This window comes from Paraflavitalea sp. CAU 1676 (assembly GCF_029223285.1).
Taxonomy (GTDB): Bacteria; Bacteroidota; Bacteroidia; order Chitinophagales; family Chitinophagaceae; genus Paraflavitalea.
In genome coordinates, this window is the sequence record NZ_JARHUJ010000013.1 from 13,733 (window position 1) to 40,090 (window position 26,358).

Here is a 26,358-nt window from a genome sequence, read left to right on the forward strand (position 1 = left end):
GTTGTTGAAGTTAAAAAGCCCCACGTTGAAACGCAGGGCGTACACTAATCAAATTCGTTAAGGCCGGTGGCCGGTTATGGGTATCTTGTTATCATTTACTGTTTCAAATAGGTCAAGGGCGGACCCACCTTTTCAAAGCCGTGTTCTTTTCGCATATTATTCCGTTGTTCTTCCGACATGTTGGCTGCCACTCCTTCACTGAGTTTCTTAAAATATTCTTCCATCTTGCCGGCAGGTTGATGTAGTATCAGCACCTTCGCTTCTCCTGTTCCAACTTTTGCAAATGTATGAGGTACCATTCTGGGACCATATACAAAGTCGCCTGCTTTGGCATTGTAGGTGGTGTCACCTACCTTAATAAGAAATTCTCCTTGTAAAACATACCACCATTCATCAGTATCATAGTGCGTGTGCAGTATAGGTCCCCCTTCCTTTATGCGTGTTGACTCAAACATATACATGCCTCCGTCTGTGTCTTCTGAAGAAACTTTACAGTAGAAAGTATCTCCCTCAAAAAGAGAAAGACTTTTTCCATGACGGTCTTTGCCCGCATCGACCTTGAATCCTTTGCCAACCTTTTTGCCGTATTTGTCCCCGGCAAGTCCGCCAAAGGGAACGCTGAGAAATGCAGCGATGGCCAATCCAGCCCTCAAGAATGAATTTCGGTTCATAGACTTTTGTTTTTAGCGTTTGTAAAATAGGGCGTGTGGATGGTGGTGGGGTGCGTATGACGATCGCACGTTGATATTGGAAAAGTTGGGGGATTTCGGTGCTATGGTTCAATAAAGGTACTAAAGCTGAATTACTTCCTCCCCGCTCCCGCTGCTCCTGCTGTTGGTCAATTCGAAGATACGGTGGCTCACAGGCGATTTCCAAATGCCCCGTGGCGAACCGTGGCATTTAGTGACTTTTTTAATTTTCTTTAACAGTAAGCATGCTGGCGACGGGTGTGGCCATGGAGGGGAATTGGTATTGTTTTGTTCGGTACTTGTTCGGTATTCGTTCGCTATTTCATTGGTAATTCTTCGTAAAATAGCGAAGGAGGTACGAACATGGTACGAACAAGGAGCGAACAAGGACCAGCTTAGGAAATAGTCAGGATCGAACAAGGAAAGGTGTCCTTTGCTAAAATAACTATACGGGTTTCCGGAGTTGTCTAAATGGGTTATACAGTAAACGGGGAGAAAGGACGCAACGCAGGGTTTTTGAAAAAAAAGTTTGCGTCGGCGTTAACGTTTACCTCGCCAACTTGTTTTAGTAAGTGAGAAGAGTCCTGAACATGCTATCTGTGGTAATTTTGCTGCTGCTCGCAGGCGCTGTTTCGGGAGGCTGTGTTAACAAACTACTTTTCTCTTTTTTAAGTCTCATGCGCTGTTTTGTATTGTGCCAACCAGTTTATTTAATCCAGCTTAAACAAGGGTGAATCAAAAAACTCTTTTAAACTGATGCCTGTATTCAGGCAAATATTACAATCGGTATTTCGTTGATAACCAGCCAAACCTAGATAGGCCTCCTGTTTTCTTCACATTGCCTACATATTGCCTGCACATTGCCTGGATATTGCCTGCGCTCTCTATGAAGAGAGGCCATATTCAGGCTATTTGTGTTGAATCGACAGGGAATTGGTGGGCCTGCTGCGGGCTTTGGAAGCCGGGTGCGCGATCTCATGGTCGTCGCCGCCTATCGAAGCTGGGTCAGACAGAAATGCCTGGTTCACTTTTTAGCTCTCTCTTCATCAGTAGCCGGGGGTATCTTTTCGTCGGCATGTTCTTCACCGCGCAGCACGGCGTCGTTGCGGACCTCTCCGTCGATGGGGAGGTCGGTATCGGCTGCGGGGGCGCCGGGATCTTCGGGAGCGGTATCGGGACCGTTGGCGGCGGGCAGCGGTGGCATAGTATCCTCGGGCTGGGTTCGCTTGGGAACCGGGGCACCTTTGTTGGGCTGCTGATTCATATGGCTTGCGATGGTAACAAAGAAGGTGTCGCAAAACGTATACCCGCAACAGGTCATTGAAATAAGGCGGATGCTGGTAAAAATATCTACATATTTGCCAGCTATTCCTCAAAACTGGTGATCCTGCCGGAAGGGCGTCTTCCCTACCCTAATGGGTGTAGGAATGAATGGTCGTTACCGGCGTTAAGGGATGAGAGAAAGGACGAGTACGAGGCAAATGAACAGGAAAGATTTGCGCAAGTAGCCGGGGGCGATAAACAAGTAGCTGGGGGCGATAAAGAGGCGGGCGTATGCGACGGATTTGTGCATCAGGGGGTATAGCCCGATGAGGTTAATGGTATAATCGCTGGATACGAGGATGAACCCGGCGCAAGCGCAAAAGCACCGGTATAGCCAGGAGGGCGATATGTGGGATGCTGTTTTCATAGGTATTGCCTATTGAAAGAACTGTGCCAAGGTTGAGCGTCATTTGAATGGCGAGGATGCAGGGCTTACTAAGTGCTGAAACTGACGGAGATGGGGTTTGGTGATGTGTTTTTAGGCAAAGGGGCAGTGAAGTTCCAGTGAAGTGGCAATGCGCCTCTTTCTGGTGCTGTGGGGGTATTGGAGCCGGTTTACGGGGAAATGGTCCGGATGGCCCGGAAAGGTGCCCGCAGGGTTGTCTGGGGGTGGTCACAGAGTGGTCAGGGAATGGCCTGAGGGTGGTCTTGCCTGCAGTACATCCCTTGTACTATACCTGTAGCACCCTTAGAGGACTCCCAGGCCACTCCCCTGGCACCCCGCCGGCTATTGGAGCAATGATAAGTGCGGGTACCCTTATTTCTTGCGCAACTGCGATATCCTGCCTATGGTCTTTTCGATCAGGTCTTTCGCGATGCCTTGTACTGGAAAAACTTTACAGGTGTTTGGTTTAATACTGAATGAGCTTTACAGGGTGCCCGATTGATACGGGTGTAGCTTTACAGGCTGCACGCTACAAAGGGGCGTCCGGTGGCCCGACCGTTGCGGGCCAATTGCCCGGAAATCGTACCCCATAGCACATGGTTTCGGGCAAGTGGCAGTGAAGTTCCAGTGAAGTGGCAGTGAAATGGCAGAAAACCGGGTGCCTGCAGGCTTTAGGTGCCGGGTTGGGGAGGTTGCCGGGAATTGCGCTTATTTGGGGCGTTTAGCAGGCTTAAAACGGCCAATCTTGCCGATGGTGGCAGGTTGGGTCGGTGGGCGGGTTCCTGTGGCCTAATGAGGCGCTAATGCGCGATCACGGGGTGCGGGCAACCTGACTTTCCTTGACACTAGAACGTAGATAGGCCGGGTCGGGCTGTTGAGTTGCGCATGGATCCAACCTGTGTGAGGCCTTTCATGTACTTTTTAGACCTGCATCACATCATCTTATCCATCAACAACACATTGAACTTATGACCATCAGGATCGGCAAAGACAAGAATAAAGTAGCCGGCTTTGTCCCTGGCTGCTTCATGAAGTATGGTGCCACCCGCCGCTTTTACGTTGCTTTCCCATTCCTTTACTTCCTGTTCCGATTCTGCAGAAAGGGTAAATATGACCTCGCTGCTTTTGAGGGTGCCGGCCGGCAGGTATTCATCTATTTGTGAACCCTGTTCAAAAAAGTGGATCACAAAGTCGTCATCTCCAAATGAAAAACTTGCCAATTGAGGCATGTCGTTGAATGGATTGGGCTTGCAGCCCAATGCGGTATAGAATTGCCGGGTACGGGTCGCGCTTTTTACGCTCAAATTGGCCCATATTTTTCTTCCTTTCATAAGTTGATCTTTTGGGAGGAGCCCAAAGCTACAAAACCTTCTTGGAGCAGTCAGCCTGTTAACCTCACCATCTGTACGCTGAAAAACGTCGTATAAACGCTTAATTTGGCGGCGGCTAAAGCGGCCTTTCACCCGATACACAACAAATGAGCGTAGTACAAAAGAAATGATCTAATACTTTCACCTTCTCTACCGCCTGGTGATACAATGCCGGCAGATCGACATCGTTCGTGCTGAAATTGGCGCGGTAAGAAAAAACGAGTTGGAAGAATGCGTCGATGCCAATTTGTTCAGTGGTGATCGGCACCAGGTCAAGCCGGAGGTTAGTATAGCCCGCACGTTTCAATAGATTCACCAGTTGTTTGCCGATGAGGCGGTTGCCCGATCTTTCCTGTTGCACCCCGATACTCTTCAAGATCAAGGATTGCAGTGGAGGAATCGCCGGATCCATCGAGATCCATTCATCGCATACATCGATGATCACGAGGCGGCCTGACTCCTTCAACGACGCTTTCAATTGTTGCAGGATGCCGGCCGGATCAGCCAGATGCTGAAAAACAAATTTAGCATACATGAGATCGTACGTAGTGGGTAATTCATCCGCTGCGGCCAGCGGGAAAAAATGCAGGTTCTCCACACTCCGATAGGTAACTGCATTGCCTTGAATAAATGCCGCGTTGTTATCGATGGCGTGCACAGTTGCATTGCCCGTTAGCATCGCCACCATGGCGGCCAGTTCGCCTTTACCGCAACCGATATCCAGAACTGACTGGCAGCCACTCAGTCCATGTTGTTGCAACAAAGCAAATTCCTGTTTGAGAAAAGTAGTGGCCTGCAATTGCAATCGTCCCTGCTCACCGATAAAATCTTTAAAGGCGGTTTCGGTATAAGATGGTTGGCTCATGGTATCGACATTATTTTGATCTAGGTGATAAGCTGTGGGGATCGTTGAACAAAGCCATCCACAATACTTGAAATACCTGGTATTTGTTTTTGATTCTCTCCCAGCAAAGACACCAGGGGCGATCGCACGGCTTCCAGCGAATGGGTATTGCTCAGGTCTGCCACCATGGGATATACATACATCCCTTCGGAGAACAATACCGGTTCTGCAGTATACCGGCGATAACCCAGCCGACTGTGAAAACGGTAAATGGCTGCTGTGGAACCTACAATAGAAAGGGTTTTGTGCAATATGGTGTACGTGTAGGCTGTGGCGGCTGTCACCAGCTGGAAAGCCACGCGGCTGTTGCGATAAGGAGTTGCTATCAGGAAACGGGTAACGGTAAAAGTTTCGGAAAGAATGCCCGTATCCTCAAACAGGTCGAGGCGGTAATTATCTTTTAGCAGGGAATAATCAGGGGGATGGTCGCCCGGGAAGTTGAGCCGGATACTTCCTATTACTTCATCGCCTTTCAGGGCTACTAAGGTCACAGCGTGCTTGTCCAATACATCCATTACCAGTCGTTGGCGGTGATCACAATGATCGACCGTTTTTTGTTGCTCCAGTACGAGGATATCGTATTTGAGACGGCACAAGGATAGGTATAATGGGCTGGACAGATCGGTTGCAGGAACCAGTACGATCTTGAAATCCATAACGATATTATATACCCTAATGTTAGCGATATTTTTCAGAACAAGTATCGTGACTGGACTGATATGCCTTTTCTAGGTCGCCAAATGTTCGATTTTGGATTTGAGCCAGGGCCTGCAAGCCGGTTGAAGCTCTGGTGTTTAATGTAAAGCAAGATACCTGGTATTCACAGACATCTAACGGTTACTTAAATTCTAGATAAGAAGTACTGATCGCATTAGCTTCCCAGGGTTGTTGTTTTAGATACTTCTTAATTTCATTCCATTCCAATGTTACATGGCTCCGTCAACCGCCAGACAGGCTGTGCTTAGTCCCCAATGGACCTCGAACCAAACCTGGTTCCCCTCAAAAGAAATTTCAAAATCATCCATTTTGAATACAGGAATTGAGTCTAACTCACTCAAACAATCCTCGAGGTGGGTGTTTGCTGTGCAGGCCCTGAAAGGCCATAGCCTTCAGTTCGGGTATATTGGGTTCCATGCGAAGTGCCTGCGTTTCAAAAATGCTATTTAAAGTATTGTAAATTTCCAACAGCTTTTAATTGTGATGCAGCGCATTTTTTGTTATTTAGCAAAAATATATCGCATTGAAAGATTGTAAGGCAAAATTTGGTGCAAATTTATATGTCGATACACTTGATGACTCTCCCGAAATCATTACTCGAATAACTGGCGTTGAATATTCTGAAATCTTAATAAGGGGAACCCAATTTTATAGTCCTTGGAGCAATAAAGCAATCCCAAACAAGAAAAATGAAAGGAACTTTTGGATTTACAGAACCCCCGAGATTCGCGATACAAAGGAATGGGAATTTGAGAACGGGATTGCGTCATTGCTCAACGTCCTAAATACCCAAAAAGAGAAGTTTAGGGAGTTGTTTTCGACTTATTCCAATAGCTACATGTTGGCGTATCTATCTGTTCATGATTTTCACGTGTCATTTTTACTTACAGATAAAATATATTCTGATCTTGCCTACTATGGTCTTAATATAAAGTTTGATTTGTATTCTCTTCCAGAGGACGCTGATGCAGATTCAGCGTAACCAGGCCCGGGATAGTCACTTCCTGTGTGATGTATAGCAGTGAGCAGGCCGTTTGATATAGCTCGTGCCCTCCCTGCTCAGGTCGTCAATAATAGTCCGACTGAAAAGATTGAGCCATACGCAAGTAGAAGTTGTCTGTAATTTCGCTATTCAGGTCGTCTACAAGTTTGGATAGGTCATTGCGCCTTTTAATTTTTTCGATTTCGCCGTTTATATAGGGGTCGATATTTACTTCGTCTTTAATAAGTTGTTTAAGCCCTGCTATATAAAATTGCTTTTGTTTTGTTATATCGTATGGTCTGTCGAAGTAATCTTCGTAGCGCCTGAACCAATAAAGGGAGAATTCTGCATAACCTTCAATTCGTGAATACTGGTGACCAAAGTAAGTGCCTCCATGATTCAGGTTTCCAAAAAGGCTATTCAACGTGTAGTAAATTTCAAACAGCTTTTTTCGTCTGGCTGAGTATTTGGCAATGCCATTTTTCTGTTTGAGAAAGTAAGCATACAGTATGTAATATTCGTCTTGTCCCGCCTCACTGTCAAATGTCAAATGCTTTTTGTTGCCTGAACTATCAACAAGGTCTACCCATATTTTTGAATAATAAGCGGTGTCTGGGTTTTTAGTATTCATTGAAGTTAGTTCGGGGAAATTATCGACTATGTCATTGAACTCTTCTTTTGAATACTTTAAAGTTTCTTTTGCCTGTGAGGATATATAGACCGTGTCCTTATCTGTATGATATTTAGTCCTTTCAGTTTTCTTCTCAGGCAATTCTATAATAACCTCTTGTGCTTTTTGGGCGGTGTCAGCGTTTGGGATTGTTTTGTCGTTAGTCTGTGGTTGAGCACAGCTGAAAAATAGAAGGGGCGTTAGGTATATCAGGGGTTTCATAAAACAGACTATTACTCGTAAATATACACAAGTTCATCACTATTGGTGATAGTGGCAAAGGGTTTATTGTTGTGGGGCGTAATTTGTTCAGGTATTTACCATCTGTGTCCTTTGCGACACTGACGACCTTCTTTGGTTCTTGCGATGCCTCCACAGGTGGGGCATTTATTGATGTACAGCTCGTCTTTATGCGTGTTCCATATTCTGATCGCGATTTCCTGGTTTAGCTTTAGTCTGTCGAGATTCGCCAGAAAATCCAATTCGTCGGCTGTTAGTTCATAGTCTTCCAGTTTATCTTTCATGACCTCTATCCCAGCCTTTTTAACAAGGAAATCCCACTGCATATAATTCGAATGCTTATTACATAGTATCATTTCCTCCTCGTTGCGTAGGTGGAAATAATTGCGGTAGATATATTCGAGAAGTTCTTGTGTCAAATTTTAGTTTTTTGCGCCGCAGCGTTTTTTTGTCTCTCGGCTCTTCGTACCCGATTTGTTCCTGGACCTTATGACATCCCTGCCACAGAGCCTGTCATGGAGTCGATATAGTAGTTGGAGGCGTATATGGCCAATAAAATAAGTAAGGTGTCCTGGGCCGTGTTGTCGAAGGTGATCTCGTAGTTGTAGTTGAATTTGCTCCAGTTAAAATGTGGGGCAATATGAATGATCTTTTGCCCGTCTTTGTTTTCAATGATAAATTTTTGTTGAAAAATACCTTTTGCTTTAAATAGGAATTCTTGCCCGTCCTCGAAAGCAATCACGATATGTCCATACCAATTCATTTTCAAATGTGCGATGTCTGTTCCGTTGGTGGAGACGGTAATGCTGGTTTCAAAAAAGCCATGCGGTTTTAAGGAATACACAGTCGAATTCGCCAGCTTGATCTCAGCCTTGAACGAGAGTAAACTGCTATAGGCCAGTTCGCCGAGTATTGTTCCGTTATCAATTAATTGAAAGTGTTTTCTGTCGGTCGATTTTGCTTCCATATTAATTAGTTTTCGGATTTCTCCTTTGCACTAAGTTACATGCTTTTTTCCACCTCTAAAGGTTAGTTAACATTGAATTCACCCCTGATCGCGCTAGTGGTTGGCTATAGAATGATATGCCCTGCCTTTAATACGCCTTCCTTCTTCCCGGTAATGGGGTCGTCGATATACGCCCCCATAACCGGGATTGCCTTTCCTCCCTCTATCTTGTAATATGGCTCGGGGTAATCTCGCTTTATGCTGGCTTCAGGTAGCTTGCTAACGTCAAACCAAACAGTGTCGGCAAACTGCATGTTTTGGGCTGTTAGTCCTTTCTTATGGTAGGCGTCAGTAGTATTATAGTGATGACTTGTTGCATGTATGAAGTGCTAAGGATGGTGGGCCTTGCTCTAGTCGGCATTTGTCAAATCGTCAACAATGTCAGTAGCGAAAGCTGAAATCTCACTGTTTGGATGGTTGGTTAATTTTTGGAAAAGCTTGAGATCTGCAAGGAGTTTCTGTTTTAACGCTCTCTCCCAATCGGCTGGTGTATGATTGGTTGCAGTATAATATTTGTCGCTCGTGCAGGTTGAAAAGCCCCTTATTATGTCCAATATCTCGATCCGGAGTTTGTTGTCAAGTTTTGTAAGTCCTATTTTTAGAATGTCATATGATGGTAGAGCGGCTGTAGAAATGTAAACATGTTGATGGCAAAGTGAGCACCATAGCTGATGGGTTGCGTCCATTGAAATTTTATTATCAGCACAAAACAGGTTCTTTAAATAAAAAGGGATGGTGTTTGTTGCACTTCCATATGCAGTATGGTAGCCTGTCCAATTTATTTTATCAATTTCATTCTCTATATCAGCCGGGATTTCTATGGGACAGGTTTTGGGGATCAAACTGGCAGCAAGGTTACTACCTGTATTGTCTGTTGTCTTCTTAAAAAAATCAAATAGTCCCATGTTATACTGTCTATGGAGTAATGCCCTTAAATATACACAAGTTTAGCGGCAAGGGAGGGGTTTTTAAGATAAACGGAATGTATAATCGATGGAGGTGGTTTTTCGCGTCAGGGGCTCCACCTGCGTTCTACCTATTGAACTGCCTCAGGTGGTGGTCATTGTGTTTGTAGGCAAAGATGCCGATCTGCTCTTTCGTCATCTTCCCGAAAAAGTCGTGGATGAAATGGTCGTTGGAGAAATGCTCGTAGGCTTTAATCTGGTTTACCCAGGTGGATAGGTGTAATTTCAAATCACCGGTTTTCTCTTTTACGGTAAACGCCTTCCCCGCCGGCATGTTCTTAGTTATCGGTTTATCGTCTTTGGTATTGCTTTTCAATGCAATTTTCCCAAATATCTTGCCGAGGAGGTCCTGTTTGTACACGAAATCTTTTTTGCCCAGTACCCATTCGTTCCAGATACAGCAATGGCGGGTCATCTGGAATATATTCATCTTGCCCCAGGCTGCTTGTCCGTTGTCGGGCAAAGAGTTGATCCTTTGCACCAGCTCATCCCGCGTTGCTTTGTCAAATACTGTTTTCATGGTCGATCGAAGTTGTTGATAGGTTGTAGAGAGAAATAGTTGCCCGAATCATCCTTGAAGAGCGCTTCGGTGCCATAAAATTCTTTGGTAGGCACTTTAATGAACTCCACTCCTTTTGCGCTCAACTCTTCGTAGGTCGCAAAGATGTCATTGCAGGTCAGTACGCCACATCCGAATATTCCTCTTTTGATCATGGCTATGAGTGCCTCCGCATCTTCTTTGGGAAACAATTTGCTGACGGTAACGGGAAATAATACCAGTTGCAGGTCGGGCTGGCCGGGAGGCGAAACGGTGAGCCAGCGGGTGCCTGGTCCCATAGGTATATCATCTACCAGTTTGAACCCCAGTTTGTTTACATAGAAGTCATACGCGCTATCCTGGTCAATAACGTGAATGTTCGTAACGGTCATCTTGGTGATCATTGCGTTTGTTTATTGGTGAAGCATAACGCAAAGATGGGGGGAGTTTTACTGGTGGGCGTCTTCAAAATTGCTATTCTCGTCCCAGCCGTGCATAAAGGCGTAGCATTTTGGGACGAATGCCAATGGATTGGCGGCTACCTGGTTTTTCCGTTGGGCGCATTCGGCGATGTATTGAGAGGGCGTTTTGCCTGCCAGTTTGGTAAATAAGCCGCTAAAGCTGCTAACGCTTTCAAAGCCAACCGAGAAACATACTTCACTCACTGATTTGCTTTGTTGAAGCAGTTCCCGGGCCTTATCGATTCGTACGGAAATCAGGTATTGGTGTGGCGTTTTGCCGTAGATCGATTTGAACAGTCGTATAAAGTGAAATTTAGAGAAGTAGGCTTCGTCCGAGATATTGTCGAGGTCGATTTTCTCTGCGTAGAATCTGTCAATGAAAAGCTTTGCCTGCACAATCCGTCTATACAGGTAGATCCTGGGATAATGGTCTGCTGCTATGGTCTTTACCGTTGACATGTGCCAGGCGTCTCTTTATCTTGATCGTCATCGTATTTGCATTGCTATATTATGACAATTTCTAATGTAAAACAAAAAGGAATAGCCCGGCAACTTATAAAGAATAGCAAGAATTATGTTGCCTCAGTACTTGATCGGGAAGCTATTATTCTTCTTACTTGAATAAAGAGCCAAATCAGGAGACAAACTATCGGGATGCCGAAGTTTATGTACAACCACTTTTGGTCTTCTGCCTGAACCTGGCTGGCTGAAATGATTACAGTCGATTTTCTAGCCAATTCAATCACACGTGGGCGTGCAGCAGCATCCTGGAGCTTCAATTCGTCTGGTTGCCTTATTTTAACTTCAATCGTGTCTCCGATTTCAATGAATTCGACGCTGTTTTTGATCAGCTCGTTGTCTTTGATCGTTTTTAAGGCCCCTTCTGATAACCAGAAACGACAAGGGTAGTTTTTGCCTTTGAAAGTATATCTGCTGGTTCCTTCGCCGTCATAGATATATTCGGGCTTGTCTTGAATATAAATTTGCCTGGCGATCAGGGGCTCTCCCAAGTAGTATCTATCATACTTATAGACTAAGTTAAACCCAATTCCACCAACTGCAATTAGTAATAATGAGGATGATAGGCTGATCTTTTCTTTGTTTTTGTTTGCCCGGTCACGATTCATGTCTATCCTGCTTTAATCTTATAAACCACCTTGATTTCCATGGGGTCATTGGGTGTCGCCTCCTTGGTATCTGTAAGCATGATGAGTTCCCCTTCCTTTAATGAAATGATGTTGGTGTTACTTCTTCCATTGAGGGTCAGCTTAATAGTTTTACTCTTTTTGTCATACACCCAGGTGCCTTTTGATTTGTCTTTCGGGTCTTTACCTGTTAGCGTGAACGTTTTGTCTTTGTTGAATTCGTAATTACTTTCTGCAGCACCGGGCATTCTTCCGATTTTCATGTTGCCCAGTATGGCATAGTCGATTTCCCATTTTTTGCAAAGGGCTATCTCAATGCTGTCTGTTGAGAGGTCAATGGTTTGGCTGAACGCTTGGGTAGTTGAGAAAAGGAATGCGATGATCGCTGTAAGGATGAGTTTGTTCATAAAGTGTTTAGGGTTGAGTTACTTTTACAGTTGTTCTATACCTACGATCCTTATTTCCCTGGAAGTATAGGTGAATTTGAAAACAGACCATAATTGTGTAGTGCGGGAACTGTTGGTTTAGTATTGGGTGGGCGATTTTAACGCATGATCACTGTTAAACTAAGCTCCCCATCTTCCAGTTTACCTCCGTTATGGAGGAATTGATTGATGGCATCAAACTCCGAACTTCTTCCGGCAATTTTAAACACTGTTTCTTTTACCGGAGAGTTTTGGAAATACTGCTGAGTGACTTCGTGAATGATCAGGTAAGCTTTCGTTTCGCTATACTTCCGTTCTATTTGTTTCTTCTTACTGTAGAATTCCAGGTAAGAGTCTTTCCAATTGAAATCTGGTAGTAAATGCCGCACAAAAGCGATCGGTAAAAACAGGAATATCTCTGTTGCTTCCTTGCCGGGGATGCCATTTGCCGTAAACAGCTCAAATACTGCCTCATTTTCCAACACTCCTTGCTCCCCCAATAATTGTATGGCTTTCTTTACATATTGCGGAAATTCGGCAGAGACTTCGATGGGGAAATTATCCTTAATTGGTTTATTGGTAAACAACGACTTAAAAAAAGACATGGTATGATGTAGTTTGCATTAAATATATTCAATTTGCCTACCTGCCGGCGAACAAATAGGCCTGTCTGTAAACAAGTGGCATCTTTTAGGCACCAACGGTTTAGTCAAGGACCAGGTGGAGGCTCCGGACCAATTCTTTACGCTCCTTGTCAACGATTTCTTTTGCTGCTTTCCCTTGTTCTCCTTCGAAGATATTTCCAGGCAAGTTGCCGTAAAAGGATTGTTGAAGTGCCGCTTTTTCTTCCTTGATGGAATTGAAGTACTTAATCATTCGTGGCGTGGCAACGAAATAATAAATGTCAGATGAAGGGATATTACCCCGTAGGAATTTATGCACTATTTTGTCGCATTCAAGGTCATTCAGTAGTTGGTATAGCTGTTTAGCTTTGGGAGAGTTGGCGAGTTGTAACTTATAAATATTCCCTTCTAGTTGCTCTCCGAATCTGTAATAAACGCCTGCTAAATATGAATACTTCTTTTCTTCGGTATCTAGTTTGCGATAGATGAAGCTCCCTTTTGCGTCGAAATATTCGTTGTGCATCCGGCTGGCAAGTGCTGGTGATAAAATGATTGAATTTCTTGATTCCTCAAATTGAGGGGCGGCTTGTATGCTGTAGTGCTTGATTATGTAATTACCAATATAGGTTGCCAATGGCTCCTCGTAAGGGTAATATTTGTCAATCTGTGTGGCCTTATCGATATATTGAAACCTGCCCAGGTAGTCTGAGAAGGTACCTGCCAGAAAATGGTCGGGGTTGATGGTGGCTTCGAAATTGGTACTATCCTTGGGCGCTCCATATTTCGGCTGACCATAGGTTGGTGTGCCAATCAGCGAAATAAGAACGATTGATAGAATGAATGTTTGTTTCATGGATGGGCTTGCAGGGGTTTAAGTAGTACGTATAAAGTCAAGATCGAAATAGTACTGATCGTTGTCTTTTTTGTTTACATAAAGGGATGTGTACTTCTTGCTTTCCAGTCTTAGTCGCAGAGACTCTATTGGCATTTCAATGCTGTCACTTATATATTCTCTGATTTTTCCCGTAGTGTCTTTTTGTATGCAAATGATAACAGAAACCGTCCTTTGCTCGCTATTGGAAGTTTCATTAGGCTGCAGGTCGGGAAAGTATTCATTGGTCCTGATTGCGCAGTCCTTGAAGTATACAACGATCTTAATACCTGTTTCTTTGAGCAATTCCTGACCCGCCCTGGTAATATTGTTTTGCCTGATCAGCTTTCTTCGACGGATCAGGCCCGAAACAAAATACCATACAAACGCCAGGGCAAAAATGATGATAAAAATGATAAACTTGGTCATAAGGGGCGGGTAAAAAAAGTACTTAACCGCCGTGAAGGTAAAGAGCAATACGGCATGTAACCAAACACAAACCCGTAACTGTGCCGTTTTACCCCAAAAGCGTGTCAAAATGACCGATAAGTGTGCAGTGCGAGTCACCCTATCACATCCCTTGCTCAATCAACAATAGATTAAACTTGTGGCCATCAGGATCGGCAAAAACGAGCGTAAAGTAACCGCCCTTGTCCCTCCCTGCTTCCTGCAAAATGGTACCTTCTGCAGCTTTTACGCTGGTTTCCCATTCCTTTACTTCCTCCTCGGATTCTGCAGAAAGCGTAAATATGACCTCGCTGCTGGTTGTGGAACCGGCAGGCAGATATTCATCTATTTGTGAGCCTTGCTCAAAGAAGTGTATCACAAAGTCATCGTCACCAAAACAAAAACTCGCTAATTGAGGATAGTCGCCGATTGGATTGGGTTTACACCCCAATGCAGTATAGAATTGCCTGGTACGGGCTACATCCTTCACGCTAAAATTTGCCCAGATCTTTTTTGCTTTCATATGGTTGAATGCTGGTGTTAATTTTATAAGATTCCCATTGATGCTGGCTTGCCTGTTATTTGTACGCAATTGCTGCGCTGGAAGGCCCGGTCAATGGCATGATGGCGGTCGATTTGAAGCCGGTTTGCTTAGCCCACCGGTTAAAATCGGCAAATGTATAATCGAATCCATCTGCCGTTTCAATGAGCATATTCAGGCTCATCATCAGGCCAAATGCATTCTGCTTTCGTTCGTCGTCTATGATGGCCTCTATGGCAATGAAAGCGCCTCCCGCAGGTAAGGCATCGTAGGCTTTCTGCATAAGCTTGATCTTGTTGTCTTCGTTCCAATCATGCAAGATATTTCCCATGGCGATCACATCGGCCTTCGGTAACGGTTCATTAAAGAAATCGCCGTTGATGGCTTTTACGCGGTCTGCCAGCTGAAATTGTTGAATGGTTTTATTGGCAATGGGCTCCACGGCAGGCAGGTCCATCGTAGTACAGGTCATATGCGGTTGATGTTTGGCAACCATGAGCGATAGCACACCAGCAGAGCCGCCGGCATCCAGGAATGTTTTATACTTCGAAAAATCGAACTTGTTGGCGAGGGCTATGAAATTGCCCATCTGAATGCCCGTCATCGCATTGACAAAGCCGTTCAATCGTTCCGGGCTTTTATACAGTGCTTCAAATACCGGTTCACCACCATCTTTCACTTCGTTTTGTGCTTCTCCGGTTTGCAGGCCCTGACCAAGATTGCCCCAGAAGCCATACAGCCGGTCGTTGAACATTTCCAGGATACCGCCCATGTAGCCGGGCTTTGCTTTATCCAGAAAGGTTTCGGTATCGAGGCTGTTGGCGTAAACGGCGGTGTCGAGCACCCCTTCTCTTTTTAGAAAGCCAAATGCACAAAGGGCGTCCAGGAAATCGTATAGGTGCCTGTCGGTACAATTCAGGTTCAAGAGTGATTTGATCTGCGAAGCGCTCATGTTTGGCCGCTTTGCTAAATGTGTAAACAGCTCGAATTGTACTGCGGTGAGCAGGATCTTTGAAGCCCAGAATCCGGAGCCAATTTGCATGATGGTAGCCGGCGAAGCCTGGGAAGTTTGTTTCTCCATTGTCGTTAGATTTATTGCTTGTGCAAAAGATTATGGGTGCCGAAAGGTAAGGTGGTGAGTAAGCCGGGAGATCTTCAAAGGGAGGAGATTTGTGGGGGACGTCAGCAAAAGTAGAATAAATATCCCATGCAGGGCAGGATATTCCTGGCCGCTGTTGGATAATGGCAGTAGAGGGGGCTACTTCGGCCTGAGATTATTTGATGTTGGTCAACGGAAGTGAAGCTTTTAAAAGATGCCTGGCTGCCACGGGATGGCCTTCAACGGTCCAAATGCGGCATTGTAGGTAGCTTCCGGCATGGTCTGGCTCCCGGTCAATAATAAACTGTCCGCTCGCCAGCTATACTTATTGATGGTTATTGCATCACGGGAGCTCTGGTAGCGGGATATTACTACCTTATCCTGGCTGTTAAATTGGGGGTAGCTAACAAACTGGCGAAGCTCCTTGAAACCATCTTTTGTGTTGAGGATGATAATGCAGTTCTCTTCTGTGATTTTGCCGGTCATACCAACATTGATCACCATATCCCTTATTGAATCAAAATTGCAGTCTATGAATTTTGCCTCCAGGCTTTCATTGCCACCTACAAACTGAAATACCACATCGTTTTCTTTTCGGGCGCTATCGAAATGGGAAATGACATGGACCCCGCCTTGCGCCCGCCAGGTGTATTGGTAAATGTCACTGGTGTCCGAAAACAGCCGTCCGGACATGGTGCTATGGCTCGTGTCCTTGAACGTTTTTGAGGTAGCGGCTGTGGTGTTGTTGTCGCTGTTGCAGGAATAAAAGCAGGCGATGAGGGCTACGGACAGCATGGTCAGGATAAGTTTCATTGTTTTGTTTTAGGCATTTGGCTAATGCCGTAAAACTACAAATCCTTTTTGGGGCGGGCAGTCTATACGTATTGCATTCTGTACGTTGAAAAATGTCGTATAGACGCTTAAAAATGCGGGGGAGTATTTCCTCCCGGCGATGGCAGATGATGGCTGAATATGTCAGGCACTCATTTCTTCCAGCTTTTTGGCGATATGGTTCATCACCTGACCAAATTCTTTTTCGGGGCTGAATTCCACGAACTTCAGGTCTTTCTTTACGATGCCGGTGTGTCCGGGGGGCAAATAGAACATATCGCCAGCTGCTAGCGTTTCTTCGGTGCCGTTATCATATTTTATCAGTATCTCCCCTTCCACCACATATCCCCAATGCGGGCAATGACAAACGTCGTTTTTGAGGCCCTGCAGCAAGGCTGAAAAATCGGTACCTGCGGGCACTTCATTAAAGGCGGCTGTGAGTCCGCCAAATCCTGTCATATTTCTCATGGTGGTGCCGGGTGCCTCCATGATTACCGGGATGTCTTCCTTCTTGATCTTCATATGAATTTATTTTATAGGTTAAAGAATACCGATAAAGGCTAAATTCTACTACTTGAAGGTGGGTACATTTCCTGGGGGGAAGTTGGTATGCGTTATAAAGGTAAGTATTTTACTTCTTCATAAATTTTAATACTGCCGGCGCTTTCCGCTGGCGATTCAGTACTACATAATAAATACCGGGCTTGAGGCCTGCGAGCGGAACCGACACCTGGGTGCGACCTGCCACCGACAATATGGGCTGTTGCCTGCGGCCATCGGGTGCTACGATGTACAGGGTTTCCCAGGCATCCGACAAACGCAGCGTTTCAATGTATAATACATCATCGGCCGGTATTGGATAGGCCCGTACACCCAAGCGCGCGCCATCGATAGCGGTTACCGCAGTATAGGCATAGTTCAATTCTTCGGAGCTTATCCAGCAGTCCTTCGGCCTGGCCTGCACCAGGTAGGTACCACTTTCGCGGGTGGCGAACGTAGCGCCAGCCGCACCGGTACCGGAAAACACTTCTGTTTTTCCGCTGCCCGTTACTTTCATCCATACGTACAGCGTCGAAGCATCGACGTTGGTTACCCGCATCGATTGGCCGTCCATCTGTACCAGCGGACGCGGCGTAGTGAATACTTTCACCGAATCGATATTTGATGATGTAGGTACCGGACAGGCAGCGCCCTCCACCGGCGTCATACGGAAATAATATTTACGCTGACCGGCCACCTGGTCAATGGGATAACTGAGGATCTGAGGATAACTTGTCGTACTGGTGTTGACCACCTTATACGCCCCATCGTTGATGCTCTCCATCAATTCGAGCTTCGTTTCGCTGGGGAATAAAGCAGGCCTTTCCAGCTCAACCCGGATAAACCCGCCTCCGCACACGATATCCTGTTCCACCTTTAAGGTTCCGAATGGTCGCACAGCGTTCACCACCAGGTTGCTGCGCACCCCCGCCACTCCGTCTGTGATGCAGCGGTATTCGTAGCTATCCCAATTGTAGGGAATAGACACAATCTGCAGGTTGCGCGTATGTGTGCCCTGGTAAATGGCATCGTCGGCAATATCTTTGAATCCGGATCCATCGTTTACCTGCCATTGGTAGGTGTTGCCAGCCACTTCCCCCTGCAGCTGTACTTTATCATTGGCACAACGTGTAATGACTGCCTCACCGGCCTGGTTGCGCAGGATGGTAAATTGGTCACCCGGATTATTGTGTGCGATCATATCAGGCTTGCCATCACCGTCCACATCCCCCACCGATACAGTGGTTATCCACTTGTAGAGGGCTTTATCGGTAGCAAAATCTACACCGGTTCCCCACGCTACTGAACTGCCGTTTGATTTGTTCTGATACAGTATGGTTGTCATGCGCGATGCCGGCATAATGCCTACATCGGGTATACCGTCACCATCCAGCTGGCCGATCACGGTTCCGTTCACCACTTCTGGCATCGGCAAGGTCATCGATTCGGTGAAGGAAAGCTTGCCCCCGCCACTGGTATTCCGGTAAACGGTCATCAGCTTTTGGTCTTGCTCAGAAATCAGTACTACGTCGGCTAAACCATCGTCGTTGATGTCACCAATAATATTATAGTAATATCCGTTCAGTACCGGCTGGCTGGCTGAGGCGGTGAACTGGAAGTTGCCAGGGGTGCTGGTATTGCGGAAAGCGGTAAGCAGGTCATTGTTGCGCATCAGCAGGTCTATTTTACCGTCGAGGTCCAGGTCAGCGGAATACTTCAGGCCCTGGGTATTGTCGCCCCCGGCAATATCCAGCGTTGGTGCAAAGGCTATCTGGCCGTTGCTGCCCACGTTGCGCGATACGCCCAATCGGGACTTGTAGTTGGCATCTGCATAACCATACACCAGATCCTGTCGTCCATCGCCATCGAAGTCTGCGATGAGTACATTGTTTGCACTATTAGCGAGGGGGTATTCCACATAATCGGCAAATGCGATCTTTGATGTTGTGCTATGGTTTTTGAACACCCGTAAAGACGATGCATAATTCACTACGATCTCGGGCCTGCCATCGCTGTCCAGGTCGCCCAGCAACATGGGGTAAGCACGATAGCCCATATCCCCAGGCAACGGTACCGGCGCCTCGAAACTGACCTTGCCGTTAACACTGGTGTTGCGCAAATAGGCAAGCCCCTTATTGAAATCGGCCATGACCAGTACATCCAGGCGCCCATCTCCATCGAGGTCGGCGACTATCGATTGCGTTGGATCGCCTGGTGTTGAGAAGGCGCCTGCCCAGCCGTAAGATTGTTTTGAAATACCCGCCTGACCATTGTTGTAGGTTTGCAAGAATCCCCTGGGATAATAACCCGTGGTGCCATGGGCAACAACGCTCAGCGGCCCCAGCGTGGCTGCCGCAGGCACTTCCACCGTGAGCAGGTTGTTGGAGGCATTCACTACTTTACCGCGTGTGGTACCAAAGAAAACCAGGTTACTGTCGGACACGTTACTAAAATGCTGGCCGGTGATCTGCACCAGGGTGCCGGCAGGCCCCCGCCCGGGCGTGATGGACTGCACCACCACCGGGGCAAACCTGAAGATGCCTTTGGTAGCGACACCGCCCGGCGTGCGCAGGCGCACATCACCATAGCCACCATCGGCCATAACTGCCGTTAGCTGTGTATTGGATTGCACTAGGAAGGAAACGACGGGATAACCGCCCACGCTGAGTGTACGGGTGCCCAGCAAGTGTTGACCGGTAATGGTGAGTACAGTGCCTTTGGCTCCGCTTTCCGGTGTAAAAGAAGTAATGACAGGCTGCTCGTAGTAGGTGAAGGTGCCATGATCGTAGCTGCCAAAATCGGTGGTCACGGACACGGGGCCTGTGGCGCCGCTACCCGCTATGGCGCGTATAACCGTTGGCGAAACTACAGTATAGGAGGCAACGTCCACGCCGCCGATCTTTACTGCCTTGAGGTGTATAAAATTGGTTCCGGTAATGGTAATGAGGGTATCCTTGCCTCCAAGCGTCGGCGAAAAGCCCCCGATAACAGGAGGTGCAGCAAATTCAAACCCATCCTTGCGGCCGGTGCCGTATGCATTGGTGACGGCAACGGCGCCGGAGTTGCCTGTGCCTACAACGGCACGTATCCGTCCATCCGAATCGATGGTAAAGGAGGCCGCTGGCACGCCACCAAATGAAACCCCGGTTGCCTGGGTATACCTTGAACCTTCAATGGTGACCGTCGTGCCGGCCACCGCTGATGTTGGCGAAAACCTGTATACAACAGGCTCATTACCCTGATTGCGCCATATCGACAGCTTGTGGTGGGTAAAGTTTACAGCTGCTACGTCTGGTTTGCCATCGTTATCAAGATCGCCCGAGGCCAGCTCGTAGGGAGAAAAGCTGCTGAGGTGGTAGTACATGGTAAGGTTCAGGTTGCCCGGGGTACTCAGGTTGCGGTAAAGGTTTACCGAAGTGCCAGGCCCTGCTACCATCATATCAAGTTTGCCATCGCCCGTGAGGTCATCCATTTTGAGGTGATACGGTTTGTAGAAACCAGGTGCTTCGATGATACCCCAGCGAATGGGCGCCGCAAAGCTGATGGCGCCGCCTGTAGTCGTATTGCGGTACATAGACAGCTTCAGACTGTCCGGTTCGATACAGGGCACATCGGCAAGGCCATCCCCATCGAGATCACCCACCGCAATACCTTTCAGGGCGCCGAAACTTTGTATGGCCGGCAATGCCTGCATGGCTACTGCACCGGGTGTGCTGTTGTTTTTCAATACCACGATCGCGTTGCCCAGCTCATGGGTTACTACGACTTCTGGTTTACCATCGTTGTCCAGGTCGCCCATATCAACATCGGCCGGCCAGATACCCGTATAAATTTCTGTTTTAACAAAAGATAGTGTATTGCCTGTGGTCGTATTCCGCAACAATGAAACGTTGCCCGATAAGTTATTGGCACTAACAATATCCGGCCGGCCGTCCTTGTCGATATCGCCCACCACCAGGGCATAGGGACTTGCCCCTACACTCAAGGTTATTGGTGCCGACAGTTGAAGGTTGCCCGGTGTGCTCTCGTTGCGGAACACCTGTACAATTCCATGATCAACGATATAAGAAACTGCGAGGTCTTGCTTGCCATCACCGTCGAAATCGCCCGTCACTATATCGCGCGGCATATCGGGCACGGTGATATCCTTGCGCGTGGCAAATGCGATATCGCCTTTGTTGCTGGTATTCAGGAACAGGGAAATGGAAGACGCCGGCACATTTCCATTGTTGGTATTCACCAGGTCGATCTTTCCATCTCCATCCAGGTCGGCCATCGCGACTGCATAGGGATAAGGGCCGGTGCTGCTATCGAAGCGGTCGCCCCAGAATCCATAATCGAAATTGCCGCCATCCGGAAAAGTAACAATGAAGGGCCGGTTCGACCACGCGGTTCGTTGATTCACCGTAACGGCAATGCGCCTGGCGGATGCCCCTCCGGGTACTTTTACCGTGAGTGAAGTAGCATTGGCTGCTTCCACAACGGCCCTCACTGGCCCAAAGTAAACGATGTTGTTGACTGGCGTGTTGCTGAAGCCGCTGCCGGTGATGGTCACCGTAGTGCCCATCGGTCCTTTTTCGGGCGAAAAGCTTTGAATCGCTGGCTGTGCGAGCGCGAAGTGGACTGAAAAGATACATAGCAAACTAAGCAGGAGCGGGCGCAGGCGCCAATAGATACATTGGGTGGGGTGCATGGGGGTAAGGCCGAATACCATGCATTAAAGATAATAGGCGGAAGTTATATTCCCAAGCGGTTAACCATCCGGTAATACAGGGCTTGTTTTAATGGCTTATTACTGAAAAGAGTCCCTCGGTTACACTGCGACTTGTCCGGCCACATCTACCGGTACAGGAGCTTTCTTACCCGGCAACACAAAATACTTCTTGAGCCCCAGGATGGGCCGTTCAATGAGCATCCAGGATAGCCAGGCGGTCAGGATTACCAGGCAATTTTGTTCAATGAAAAGCAGGTGATTGCCGATGATGGGTATGTGTTGGTTGATGGCATTTAAAGTCGGGAGCGTATAGTGCGGAATAATGGGGTGATACAGGTAGATGCCATAGCTGATCTTTCCGAGGAAGATCAGTGGTTTGTTATTCAGTACCCAGGATAGCGGCCAGGCGAGCTGGTCTCGTTTCAATAAAACGCAGGCGATCAGCCAACCGGTGATGGCGGCAGTTAACAACCGCACCGGTGCAAACTGCCAGTTGCCGATCATGATTTCCAGGACGAGAATCACCACAGCCGCCGCCCCGAATATTCCCAGTACCTTGTAAGCGCCGGGAAGGGCGGCCGGGCGAAAGACCATTATCCAGGATAGCAGGGCCCCGGTTCCAAAAGCATGCAGGCAGGTATGGGGCAGCAACTCGCCATAAGGCGGCGTTACGGCATACTGGCTGACAATGCCGATAACGATGCTGCCGATGATCAAGGGCAATAGCAATTTCCGGTTCAGGAACAACATGATCCAGGGCCATACGAGGTAGAATTGTTCTTCGATCGATAGTGACCAGGTGTGCGACAGCAGGCCATCCCATCCCTGTATCCGGAAGAAATAGAAGTTGGAGGTGTAGGTAAGGAAGTAGCCGATATTGGGCTCTATGTTGGAGTTCGCAAAGCCGTTGGCCAGCCACAATGCAAAAACGGTGAGGTAGTAAATGGGGAAGATGCGGAGTGCCCTGCGGAAGAAGAAATTCTTGAAGACCATTAGCCGGGGGAGGTTGGTTCTTTCGGCTTTGAGCCGGTCTTCCATCAGGATCCGGGTGATCAGGTAGCCGCTGAGCACAAAGAACATGTTGACCCCGATGGGGCCGTTGGGAATGTGGTTGATGAGGTGCGTGACGGGAAAGCCATGCCAAACCAATACAAGCAATACGGCAATTGCCCGGATGGCGTCCAACTGTTTGATGTGCGTCATATGGTTTGAATATTAATCAATGACCATAGGGGCCGGAGCGGATAAAAAACGACAGGTTAACCAAACATTGCCTGGTTTCAGTGGGATGTGCGTGAAGAATTTGGTGAAGGGTGGGATGATTAGGGGGAGTGATACTAATTTAAGATATATTCCTGAAAGTACAATGTTGTAAATTTTGGTCTAATCAGCTTCCCAGTCAATCGCTTCAATGAAATAGGTAGAAGCACCAGGGAGGAAGTACCTCCGCCCACCGAATCCGCCTCCTTTTACCTGGCATCCTCCTTTTTGTCGCACGACTGAAAGATGAATTTGTCCTTTCGTATCGACGATGGTGCATCGATTCTTATCTATCATTGCGGGAAAGAAATCAATCAGATCACCCAGGTCTGCAGATCTGAAGCTTTTCCTGGAGAGAAACAGTGTGTCCTTAGCGCGCAACCGGGTGTCCATGATGGCACGTATTGAATCGAGAAAGCGCCAGGTCTTTAAGGTGCTGCCTGCCTGATCAGACTTGTGTTGGGTGTGCCACTTAGATTCCCTCTTATAGGTATTCCAAAGGTCATCGAATGCTATTCTGAAATCGGCTAAATGCACAAACAAGGTTACGGAGTCAAATTTGTATGCCACCAGCGTGGTGGCGGATTGAAAAGTGGTTAAGGTAAGCGTGTCATTTTGAGATCCCATGTTGTAGGGAATTTGTTCCCGCTCCTGAGCGTACACATTTACGCATAAAAGCATCAGGAAAGTATAAACATGCCATTTGGGTTGCATTATAGCCATTTCAGATTTTGGTTTAAGGACGTAAAGCTTGGATGGTATCGTTTTTGGACGCCTCAATGATCCCTTTCATTCCCTCTTTTATCTTTTTAATCGATTCGTTGATTTTTTTACGCTTTGCAGTATCTGTTGTAAGGTTGTCGAATAACGCGTTTTGATTGAATTCTCCCAACACCGTGTCTTTCGATAAAATATAGGTTGGATCTGATGAAGGTTCGATGGAGATATCCGCCGAACCCAGGAGAGATGGATTGAGCACAAACGTTGACCCAATTGGAATCCGCGCGCCTTCTTCTAATTGAATCTTAACAGCGATCTTGTGTTGAACTTCGTCAAGATCTATTACTTCGCCAACGGGCTTTCCCTGACAATAGACTTTTGCTCCCACCTGCAATACGTCAACCTTGTCAAATAAAATAGTGATGGTAGGATTGTCCGTACGGCATCCGAAAAAAACTATGGTGAACATGGTGACGATTATAGATCGCATAGTAGCATTTATTGCCCTCAACAAGGGCTACTGCTATAATACGACAATTCCTAACAGGAAACAATAATGGACAAAGTTCCTTTGGTTTGGCGCAGCAGACTGCCGATATTCTGGGCCGTTCAATCATTTAACGGTGAAGGGTTCCATGAGTTCAATTCGGGTACCATCTGGGTCATAGAGGTTAAGCTGCCAGCGGTTGTTGCGGCCTATTCGTGGGGCGGCAATCTTAAACCCCAGCCTGGAGGCTCTATCCTGCAGGCTGTCGAGAGACTTTTGCATGTCTGGGGTCAATAAGGCTATATGGTGCAGGGAGCCTAACTGCTGGCGGTTGGGCTTTCTGTTCAGCAGCAGCATGTACTCGATATAGTCGGTACTTTCGGGCAGGCGCATATTGATCCAGTGGGTGACGGAGTCGTTGGCCCCGCCCCGCCATATTTCAGAAAAACCGAGGATAGTTTCGTAGAAACTGTTGGCAGTGGCTGGGTCTCCGATGGTAAGTCCGACGTGCAGAATGCGGTCGGATATCGGGCTGCCTCCGTGGTTTTGGACTGTTGCCGCCGGCTTTTCGTTGTTGCGTTGAATGAATTGTGTGGGGTGACCGTCGGGGTCCTGGATGGTAAAAGAAAGGGTTCCTGCTTCACTGGTTAGTTTGGCTGGCACAACGATGCCCTTGGCCTTCAGGTAGGCTCTCATAGCTTCGGCGTCCGTTGTTTGAAAGCCTGTGGTGAGCAGTCTTTCGTCTTGCCCTTCGGGGAGGCCGCCATATATCCTGATGGTTTGGCGGTGGTTGACCTGGATGGAGAAGGCTTCGCCTCTTCCCTCCTTCTTTACTGGTGTGCACCTGTAACCTAGTAATCCTTCGTAGAAGGTCTTTGCTTTCTTGATATCGCTCACCTGTAGCTCTACCAATGCGATGCCCAGGATGGATGGTCGTTCGGGTTGTTGGGCGTGACTGATGATCGGTGCATATGCCAGCAGGAGTAATAGGATGAGCTTGAAGGGGGTAGCCATGATGTACTAATATACAAAGATTTGGTTGGTTGAAATATGGGATATATAGTTCCCCAAGCCCTACCCTACTTTTTTAGAAGAATCTTTAGGTGACTTTTGTCAACCGGTGTTTTCGACAACTGAAACGAGGAAAAGGTCAGTTGAGCAATAAGTCCCTTTACCCGGCGGGTGGATTGTTGTTACTTTATGATCGTGGTGTGTCTGCAATACGCGCTACAACTTAATTATGAAACTCAACGCCATGACCCGCAACCGGTTCTTCCCCGTCATTCTCCTGTTACCGTTCTTTGTGTTAGTGCTGGCAGGTTGTGGCAAAAACGATCCCCTTTCAAACGTATTGCTCAATATAGTTGCCATCCGCCCATTGGAAGCATCAGCCGGTGATACCGTCGAGATTACGGGAAATGGCTTTTTGTTGGACAAAACCTTGAACCTGGTTAAGTTCAATGGGAAGTCTGCTACAGTCACTACAGCCGGCAAAAATGGGTTGAAAGTGCCGGTGCCGGTAGATGCCACCACTGGTAAGGTTACCATTACGGTGGCGGGGATTACTGTAGCGTCTACAGATGTCTTCAAAGTAGTTCCTTAATGTGTTAATACCCACCACGGATAATCCGGTCCCTTAGACTTTGGTCAGTCTCCAGGTGCCAAATGGATTCCCAAATACTTCATCACCCTGGTAGGGGTGATAGAATTCTTCTGTGATCAGGTAAAGGGGTGATTCACTACTTGTGGCAAACGTTTGCCCGTTATGTATAGTTGGTTTGTCGACGATCTGGTAAAAGCCAAAGATCTTTATCAGATCAACCGCCTGTTGTAACTCCTCGCCCGATACGATGGTGTCTTTTAAACCCAGGTTTTGCATACCGCAAGAGAAAACGGTGCCACTTTCGTCCATGATCGAGTCAAGCACAAACATAGTATAAAGTGTAGCTTCATCGAACGATGCCAGCAGCTCGCTCCAATGGGCTTTCTCAAAAGCTTTACCCACTGTCTCAATTTTGACACCCAATCCGCCGGCTTTTAAGATGGCGTCAGCAACAAGAGCCATTTGCCTGGCGTCTTCGAAATTTCCTGTGGTGCCGGTGATATACACAACATGTTTGTGCCGTTCAATGTCATCCAGAAAGAGCTCGGTTACCCCCGTAGTCATGCCCGCATATTTGAAGGAAGCTTTCATCCTATCGTCCGGTGCGAATAATTCAATGGTGTAATGTTTGTTATTCCCGGCATGCATCAGAATATTCCCGGCTGCCAGGTACTCGCCATTGGTTGCTGCTACGATCTCCACTATTAATTCATCCCAGCTATTCCAGTTTCCGGGGATGCAGATAATTGTCTCGAAGGTTGTTGAGGTCATGGGTTCCTGCACAGTTTTTTATTTAAGTGGT

Annotated in this window: 30 protein-coding genes; 2 read left to right on the plus strand and 28 right to left on the minus strand. The window is 47.2% G+C overall.

Translation table 11 applies throughout. The annotated features are described in order from the left end of the window. Nucleotides 1-95 precede the first annotated feature (95 nt). From P2H89_RS33610 to P2H89_RS33635, 6 genes are all read right to left on the minus strand, one after another. Nucleotides 96-671 (minus strand): cupin domain-containing protein, encoded by a 576-nt coding sequence (locus P2H89_RS33610; protein ID WP_275835624.1) that lies wholly within the window; start codon nt 669-671, stop codon nt 96-98. A 1,042-nt stretch (nt 672-1,713) separates the two neighbouring features. Next, complete coding sequence (locus tag P2H89_RS33615; RefSeq protein WP_275835625.1) at nt 1,714-1,953, minus strand: hypothetical protein; 240 nt, start codon at nt 1,951-1,953, stop codon at nt 1,714-1,716. A 183-nt stretch (nt 1,954-2,136) separates the two neighbouring features. Then, nucleotides 2,137-2,379: a hypothetical protein gene (locus P2H89_RS33620; RefSeq protein WP_275835627.1), complete on the minus strand. Its 243-nt coding sequence runs from the start codon at nt 2,377-2,379 to the stop codon at nt 2,137-2,139. 950 nt (nt 2,380-3,329) lie between these two features. Further along, nucleotides 3,330-3,728 carry a VOC family protein gene (locus tag P2H89_RS33625; RefSeq protein WP_275835629.1) on the minus strand — a complete coding sequence of 133 codons (399 nt, stop codon included), beginning with the start codon at nt 3,726-3,728 and terminating at the stop codon, nt 3,330-3,332. Between the two features lie 115 nt (nt 3,729-3,843). Next, nucleotides 3,844-4,632: a methyltransferase gene (locus P2H89_RS33630; protein ID WP_275835631.1), complete on the minus strand. Its 789-nt coding sequence runs from the start codon at nt 4,630-4,632 to the stop codon at nt 3,844-3,846. A gap of 20 nt (nt 4,633-4,652) precedes the next feature. After that, entirely contained in the window at nt 4,653-5,327 is a 675-nt protein-coding gene (locus P2H89_RS33635) for a GNAT family N-acyltransferase (RefSeq protein WP_275835633.1), read from the minus strand. A gap of 584 nt (nt 5,328-5,911) precedes the next feature. Here P2H89_RS33635 and P2H89_RS33640 point away from each other — a divergent pair. Then, a complete protein-coding gene (locus tag P2H89_RS33640; RefSeq protein WP_275835634.1) occupies nt 5,912-6,370 on the plus strand; it encodes a DUF4279 domain-containing protein in 459 nt (152 codons plus the stop codon). Nucleotides 6,371-6,455: 85 nt separating this feature from the next. Here P2H89_RS33640 and P2H89_RS33645 read toward each other — a convergent pair whose 3' ends face one another. From P2H89_RS33645 to P2H89_RS33745, 21 genes are all read right to left on the minus strand, one after another. After that, nucleotides 6,456-7,262, minus strand: a complete 807-nt coding sequence (locus P2H89_RS33645) for a hypothetical protein (RefSeq protein ID WP_275835636.1) — start codon at nt 7,260-7,262, stop codon at nt 6,456-6,458. A gap of 95 nt (nt 7,263-7,357) precedes the next feature. Beyond that, a complete protein-coding gene (locus P2H89_RS33650) occupies nt 7,358-7,699 on the minus strand; it encodes a hypothetical protein (RefSeq protein ID WP_275835638.1) in 342 nt (113 codons plus the stop codon). 68 nt (nt 7,700-7,767) lie between these two features. Then, nucleotides 7,768-8,247, minus strand: a complete 480-nt coding sequence (locus P2H89_RS33655) for a hypothetical protein (protein ID WP_275835640.1) — start codon at nt 8,245-8,247, stop codon at nt 7,768-7,770. Nucleotides 8,248-8,636: 389 nt separating this feature from the next. Next, a complete protein-coding gene (locus P2H89_RS33660; RefSeq protein WP_275835642.1) occupies nt 8,637-9,191 on the minus strand; it encodes a hypothetical protein in 555 nt (184 codons plus the stop codon). Nucleotides 9,192-9,318: 127 nt separating this feature from the next. Beyond that, nucleotides 9,319-9,771 carry a DUF1569 domain-containing protein gene (locus P2H89_RS33665; RefSeq protein ID WP_275835644.1) on the minus strand — a complete coding sequence of 151 codons (453 nt, stop codon included), beginning with the start codon at nt 9,769-9,771 and terminating at the stop codon, nt 9,319-9,321. Further along, nucleotides 9,768-10,193: a VOC family protein gene (locus tag P2H89_RS33670; protein WP_275835646.1), complete on the minus strand. Its 426-nt coding sequence runs from the start codon at nt 10,191-10,193 to the stop codon at nt 9,768-9,770. The genes P2H89_RS33665 and P2H89_RS33670 overlap by 4 nt, the downstream gene beginning before the upstream one ends. Before the next feature lie 45 nt (nt 10,194-10,238). Further along, nucleotides 10,239-10,709, minus strand: coding sequence for an AraC family transcriptional regulator (locus P2H89_RS33675; protein WP_275835648.1), 471 nt, complete (start codon nt 10,707-10,709; stop codon nt 10,239-10,241). 113 nt (nt 10,710-10,822) lie between these two features. Next, nucleotides 10,823-11,377, minus strand: a complete 555-nt coding sequence (locus P2H89_RS33680; RefSeq protein ID WP_275835650.1) for a hypothetical protein — start codon at nt 11,375-11,377, stop codon at nt 10,823-10,825. A 2-nt stretch (nt 11,378-11,379) separates the two neighbouring features. Next, a complete protein-coding gene (locus P2H89_RS33685) occupies nt 11,380-11,802 on the minus strand; it encodes a hypothetical protein (RefSeq protein ID WP_275835652.1) in 423 nt (140 codons plus the stop codon). Between the two features lie 137 nt (nt 11,803-11,939). Further along, the gene (locus P2H89_RS33690; RefSeq protein WP_275835654.1) at nt 11,940-12,425 is read right to left on the minus strand and encodes a hypothetical protein; all 486 of its coding nucleotides are present in this window, start codon (nt 12,423-12,425) and stop codon (nt 11,940-11,942) included. A gap of 100 nt (nt 12,426-12,525) precedes the next feature. Then, nucleotides 12,526-13,296 carry a hypothetical protein gene (locus P2H89_RS33695; protein ID WP_275835656.1) on the minus strand — a complete coding sequence of 257 codons (771 nt, stop codon included), beginning with the start codon at nt 13,294-13,296 and terminating at the stop codon, nt 12,526-12,528. Nucleotides 13,297-13,314: 18 nt separating this feature from the next. Further along, complete coding sequence (locus P2H89_RS33700; RefSeq protein ID WP_275835658.1) at nt 13,315-13,743, minus strand: hypothetical protein; 429 nt, start codon at nt 13,741-13,743, stop codon at nt 13,315-13,317. 142 nt (nt 13,744-13,885) lie between these two features. Continuing rightward, complete coding sequence (locus P2H89_RS33705; RefSeq protein ID WP_275835660.1) at nt 13,886-14,284, minus strand: VOC family protein; 399 nt, start codon at nt 14,282-14,284, stop codon at nt 13,886-13,888. A gap of 55 nt (nt 14,285-14,339) precedes the next feature. After that, on the minus strand, nt 14,340-15,383 hold the full coding sequence (locus tag P2H89_RS33710; protein WP_275835662.1) for a methyltransferase: 1,044 nt from the start codon (nt 15,381-15,383) through the stop codon (nt 14,340-14,342). 225 nt (nt 15,384-15,608) lie between these two features. Beyond that, nucleotides 15,609-16,214 carry a hypothetical protein gene (locus tag P2H89_RS33715; RefSeq protein WP_275835664.1) on the minus strand — a complete coding sequence of 202 codons (606 nt, stop codon included), beginning with the start codon at nt 16,212-16,214 and terminating at the stop codon, nt 15,609-15,611. 162 nt (nt 16,215-16,376) lie between these two features. Continuing rightward, a complete protein-coding gene (locus P2H89_RS33720; protein WP_275835666.1) occupies nt 16,377-16,754 on the minus strand; it encodes a cupin domain-containing protein in 378 nt (125 codons plus the stop codon). Nucleotides 16,755-16,863: 109 nt separating this feature from the next. Continuing rightward, a complete protein-coding gene (locus P2H89_RS33725) occupies nt 16,864-21,486 on the minus strand; it encodes an FG-GAP-like repeat-containing protein (protein WP_275835668.1) in 4,623 nt (1,540 codons plus the stop codon). A 99-nt stretch (nt 21,487-21,585) separates the two neighbouring features. Next, on the minus strand, nt 21,586-22,689 hold the full coding sequence (locus tag P2H89_RS33730; protein ID WP_275835670.1) for an acyltransferase: 1,104 nt from the start codon (nt 22,687-22,689) through the stop codon (nt 21,586-21,588). A gap of 180 nt (nt 22,690-22,869) precedes the next feature. Further along, nucleotides 22,870-23,469 carry a hypothetical protein gene (locus P2H89_RS33735; RefSeq protein WP_275835672.1) on the minus strand — a complete coding sequence of 200 codons (600 nt, stop codon included), beginning with the start codon at nt 23,467-23,469 and terminating at the stop codon, nt 22,870-22,872. Nucleotides 23,470-23,482: 13 nt separating this feature from the next. Further along, nucleotides 23,483-23,935: an MlaD family protein gene (locus P2H89_RS33740; protein WP_275835673.1), complete on the minus strand. Its 453-nt coding sequence runs from the start codon at nt 23,933-23,935 to the stop codon at nt 23,483-23,485. A gap of 144 nt (nt 23,936-24,079) precedes the next feature. Next, nucleotides 24,080-24,967, minus strand: a complete 888-nt coding sequence (locus P2H89_RS33745; RefSeq protein ID WP_275835675.1) for a VOC family protein — start codon at nt 24,965-24,967, stop codon at nt 24,080-24,082. A gap of 226 nt (nt 24,968-25,193) precedes the next feature. On the opposite strand from P2H89_RS33745, the gene P2H89_RS33750 reads away from it, so the two are divergent. Further along, complete coding sequence (locus P2H89_RS33750) at nt 25,194-25,556, plus strand: IPT/TIG domain-containing protein (RefSeq protein WP_275835677.1); 363 nt, start codon at nt 25,194-25,196, stop codon at nt 25,554-25,556. A gap of 33 nt (nt 25,557-25,589) precedes the next feature. On the opposite strand, the gene P2H89_RS33755 is transcribed toward P2H89_RS33750, so the two are convergent. After that, complete coding sequence (locus P2H89_RS33755; protein ID WP_275835679.1) at nt 25,590-26,327, minus strand: hypothetical protein; 738 nt, start codon at nt 26,325-26,327, stop codon at nt 25,590-25,592. Nucleotides 26,328-26,358 lie beyond the last annotated feature (31 nt).

Bases quoted from the DNA above. Each gene is read 5' to 3' on its own strand.
- P2H89_RS33610 (WP_275835624.1), bottom strand. From the start codon at position 671: ATGAACCGAAATTCATTCTTGAGGGCTGGATTGGCCATCGCTGCATTT.
- P2H89_RS33615 (WP_275835625.1), bottom strand. From the start codon at position 1,953: ATGAATCAGCAGCCCAACAAAGGTGCCCCGGTTCCCAAGCGAACCCAG.
- P2H89_RS33620 (WP_275835627.1), bottom strand. From the start codon at position 2,379: ATGAAAACAGCATCCCACATATCGCCCTCCTGGCTATACCGGTGCTTT.
- P2H89_RS33625 (WP_275835629.1), bottom strand. From the start codon at position 3,728: ATGAAAGGAAGAAAAATATGGGCCAATTTGAGCGTAAAAAGCGCGACC.
- P2H89_RS33630 (WP_275835631.1), bottom strand. From the start codon at position 4,632: ATGAGCCAACCATCTTATACCGAAACCGCCTTTAAAGATTTTATCGGT.
- P2H89_RS33635 (WP_275835633.1), bottom strand. From the start codon at position 5,327: ATGGATTTCAAGATCGTACTGGTTCCTGCAACCGATCTGTCCAGCCCA.
- P2H89_RS33645 (WP_275835636.1), bottom strand. From the start codon at position 7,262: ATGAAACCCCTGATATACCTAACGCCCCTTCTATTTTTCAGCTGTGCT.
- P2H89_RS33655 (WP_275835640.1), bottom strand. From the start codon at position 8,247: ATGGAAGCAAAATCGACCGACAGAAAACACTTTCAATTAATTGATAAC.
- P2H89_RS33660 (WP_275835642.1), bottom strand. From the start codon at position 9,191: ATGGGACTATTTGATTTTTTTAAGAAGACAACAGACAATACAGGTAGT.
- P2H89_RS33665 (WP_275835644.1), bottom strand. From the start codon at position 9,771: ATGAAAACAGTATTTGACAAAGCAACGCGGGATGAGCTGGTGCAAAGG.
- P2H89_RS33670 (WP_275835646.1), bottom strand. From the start codon at position 10,193: ATGATCACCAAGATGACCGTTACGAACATTCACGTTATTGACCAGGAT.
- P2H89_RS33675 (WP_275835648.1), bottom strand. From the start codon at position 10,709: ATGTCAACGGTAAAGACCATAGCAGCAGACCATTATCCCAGGATCTAC.
- P2H89_RS33680 (WP_275835650.1), bottom strand. From the start codon at position 11,377: ATGAATCGTGACCGGGCAAACAAAAACAAAGAAAAGATCAGCCTATCA.
- P2H89_RS33685 (WP_275835652.1), bottom strand. From the start codon at position 11,802: ATGAACAAACTCATCCTTACAGCGATCATCGCATTCCTTTTCTCAACT.
- P2H89_RS33690 (WP_275835654.1), bottom strand. From the start codon at position 12,425: ATGTCTTTTTTTAAGTCGTTGTTTACCAATAAACCAATTAAGGATAAT.
- P2H89_RS33695 (WP_275835656.1), bottom strand. From the start codon at position 13,296: ATGAAACAAACATTCATTCTATCAATCGTTCTTATTTCGCTGATTGGC.
- P2H89_RS33700 (WP_275835658.1), bottom strand. From the start codon at position 13,743: ATGACCAAGTTTATCATTTTTATCATCATTTTTGCCCTGGCGTTTGTA.
- P2H89_RS33705 (WP_275835660.1), bottom strand. From the start codon at position 14,284: ATGAAAGCAAAAAAGATCTGGGCAAATTTTAGCGTGAAGGATGTAGCC.
- P2H89_RS33710 (WP_275835662.1), bottom strand. From the start codon at position 15,383: ATGGAGAAACAAACTTCCCAGGCTTCGCCGGCTACCATCATGCAAATT.
- P2H89_RS33715 (WP_275835664.1), bottom strand. From the start codon at position 16,214: ATGAAACTTATCCTGACCATGCTGTCCGTAGCCCTCATCGCCTGCTTT.
- P2H89_RS33720 (WP_275835666.1), bottom strand. From the start codon at position 16,754: ATGAAGATCAAGAAGGAAGACATCCCGGTAATCATGGAGGCACCCGGC.
- P2H89_RS33725 (WP_275835668.1), bottom strand. From the start codon at position 21,486: ATGGTATTCGGCCTTACCCCCATGCACCCCACCCAATGTATCTATTGG.
- P2H89_RS33730 (WP_275835670.1), bottom strand. From the start codon at position 22,689: ATGACGCACATCAAACAGTTGGACGCCATCCGGGCAATTGCCGTATTG.
- P2H89_RS33735 (WP_275835672.1), bottom strand. From the start codon at position 23,469: ATGGCTATAATGCAACCCAAATGGCATGTTTATACTTTCCTGATGCTT.
- P2H89_RS33740 (WP_275835673.1), bottom strand. From the start codon at position 23,935: ATGTTCACCATAGTTTTTTTCGGATGCCGTACGGACAATCCTACCATC.
- P2H89_RS33745 (WP_275835675.1), bottom strand. From the start codon at position 24,967: ATGGCTACCCCCTTCAAGCTCATCCTATTACTCCTGCTGGCATATGCA.
- P2H89_RS33750 (WP_275835677.1), top strand. From the start codon at position 25,194: ATGAAACTCAACGCCATGACCCGCAACCGGTTCTTCCCCGTCATTCTC.
- P2H89_RS33755 (WP_275835679.1), bottom strand. From the start codon at position 26,327: ATGACCTCAACAACCTTCGAGACAATTATCTGCATCCCCGGAAACTGG.